The sequence below is a fragment of the Mesorhizobium sp. M1A.F.Ca.IN.020.04.1.1 genome (assembly GCF_003997315.1).
Lineage (GTDB): Bacteria > Pseudomonadota > Alphaproteobacteria > Rhizobiales > Rhizobiaceae > Mesorhizobium.
Genome location: NZ_RZSN01000348.1, coordinates 1 through 2,026 on the forward strand (window position 1 = coordinate 1; position 2,026 = coordinate 2,026).

At 64.7% G+C, this 2,026-nt stretch carries 2 protein-coding genes and 1 pseudogene; 1 reads left to right on the forward strand and 2 read right to left on the reverse strand.

Annotated features, from left to right (window positions below; translation table 11 throughout):
- Both EOA49_RS31680 and EOA49_RS31685 read right to left on the reverse strand, forming a co-directional pair.
- Positions 1-601: FAD-dependent monooxygenase (locus EOA49_RS31680; protein ID WP_127243586.1), on the reverse strand; the 601-nt coding region annotated here is incomplete at its 3' end.
- A gap of 26 nt (positions 602-627) precedes the next feature.
- Entirely contained in the window at positions 628-873 is a 246-nt protein-coding gene (locus tag EOA49_RS31685) for a zinc-finger domain-containing protein (protein ID WP_066997164.1), read from the reverse strand.
- A gap of 240 nt (positions 874-1,113) precedes the next feature.
- On the opposite strand from EOA49_RS31685, the pseudogene EOA49_RS31690 reads away from it, so the two are divergent.
- Positions 1,114-2,026, forward strand: a pseudogene (locus EOA49_RS31690) (RNA degradosome polyphosphate kinase); the annotation flags it as partial.

Genomic DNA, 2,026 nt, shown 5'->3' on the forward strand with positions numbered 1-2,026 from the left:
CTGCAACCGTTGCGCGCCAGGCCAGCTCGCCCGAGAAGCGGTTCTTCCCGAAGGCCGGCTCTCGCCCCGCAAGCAGCCTGCGAACCGACGACCAGACGCCGTCCGCGCCGATCAGCAGGCCGCCGGCGGCCTCGATGCTGCCGCCATCCGTTTCGGCGGCGACGGCGATGTCTTGCGGGTGAACAGCGACGTCCGTTACCCGCGCGCCGGTGACGAGTTGGATTTCAGGATGCTCCGCCATCCGCGCCGTCAGCGCCGCCTGCAGGTCGGCGCGGTGCGCCACCAGATAGGGCGCGCCCCAACGCTCTTCGCCGGCCTGGCCGAGCGGCACGCGCGCCAGTTCGCGCAAGGTGGCAGCGCCCTTCAGCACCACCGCTTCCGGGCGGATCGCGCTCAGCCGCAACCGGTCGAGCGCGCCGAGCCGACTGAGCATACGGGTGGCGTTGGGGGAAAGCTGGATGCCCGCGCCCACCGCTTCGAGCTGGCTGGCCTGTTCCAGCACCGTGACGGCATGGCCGTGTTCGGCAAAGGCAAGAGCTGCCGTCAGTCCGGCGATACCGGCCCCGGCGATGACGACCTGCCGGGACCGCGCCTCCTCCATGGTCTAGCGGTCACCCAGATCCGCGATCAGGCGGCCTGGTCGATATAGAGGCAGCCGGCAGGCTCGGTTTCCGTCGCCTTCAGCTTCGGCGAATAGCGGTAGAGCGTCGAGCAGTAAGGGCAGACCTTTTCATTGTCGTCGCCCATGTCGAGGAATACATGCGGATGGTCGAAAGGCGGATTGGCGCCGGTGCACATGAATTCCTTGACGCCGATATCGATCGCCGGATGGCCCGCGTCGTTCTGGAAATGGGGAATGGTACCGCCTGCCATCGTCGTCTCCTTCAGTTCGGCCCGTTTGCATCTGGATCATAACCGGCCGGTTTGCAAGATCGATGAAATGAAACTGTCGCAAAAGGCTGGCAGAGGATAAGTTGAGCCGGTTAAGCGCATGAGGCCGGAAACGAAGCGATTCCGTGACATCATGCGTCATAAAAGCGTGTTAGAGCGTGCATAGCGCGTCCGGCGGCGTATGGCGCTCAAAGAACGACGTTGTGGCCAAGAGCAGGAACCATGAACGAACTGAAGCCGGTGCAGAGCGAGTTCATCACCGTCGAGGCGGCGAGCCCGGACGGCGGCAATCCAGACCGTTTCGTCAACCGCGAGTTTTCCTGGCTGCAGTTCAACCGCCGGGTGCTCGAGGAATCGCTGAACGAGCATCACCCGCTGCTCGAGCGCGTCCGCTTCCTGTCGATCTCGGCCGCAAACCTCGACGAGTTCTTCATGGTGCGCGTCGCCGGCCTCGCCGGTCAGGTGCGCGAGGGCATCGCGTTGAAGAGCCCGGACGGCCGCACGCCTGAGCAGCAGTTGGAGCAATTGCTGCGCGAGGTCGAGCGCCTGCAGGAAGACCAGCAGAAGAGCCTGTCGGTCTTGATGGAGCTGCTCAACAAGGAAGGCATCGAAAGCATCCCCCGCGACGGCCTGACCAAGGACGAGAAGGCCTGGCTGGAGGAGCATTTCCAGGGTCAGGTTTTCCCGGTGCTGACGCCGCTGTCGATCGACCCGGCGCACCCGTTTCCGTTCATCCCCAATCTCGGTTTCTCAATGGCGCTGCAGCTGCGCCACCGCAAGAACGGCGAGGAGATGAGCGCGCTCTTGCGCTTGCCGGTGGCGCTGCGGCGGTTCATCCGTCTGCCCGACCGCAAGCATCATGTCCGCTTCATCCCGCTGGAAGAAGCGGTCGGCCTCTATATCGGCAAGCTCTTCCCTGGATATGAGGTCAAGGGCTCGGGCACGTTCCGCATCATCCGCGACAGCGATATCGAGGTGGAGGAGGAATCGGAAGACCTCGTTCGCCTGTTCGAGACGGCGCTGAAGCGCCGCCGCCGCGGCTCCGTCATCCGCATCGAATTCGACACGCTGATGCCGGCCGAGTTGCGCGACTTCGTCGCCGGCGAGCTCGGAGTGTCGTCGAGCCGCATCAGCG

What these genes read in the sequence shown, in the direction of transcription:
- EOA49_RS31685 (WP_066997164.1), bottom strand. Translation starts at nt 873, where the DNA reads ATGGCAGGCGGTACCATTCCCCATTTCCAGAACGACGCGGGCCATCCG.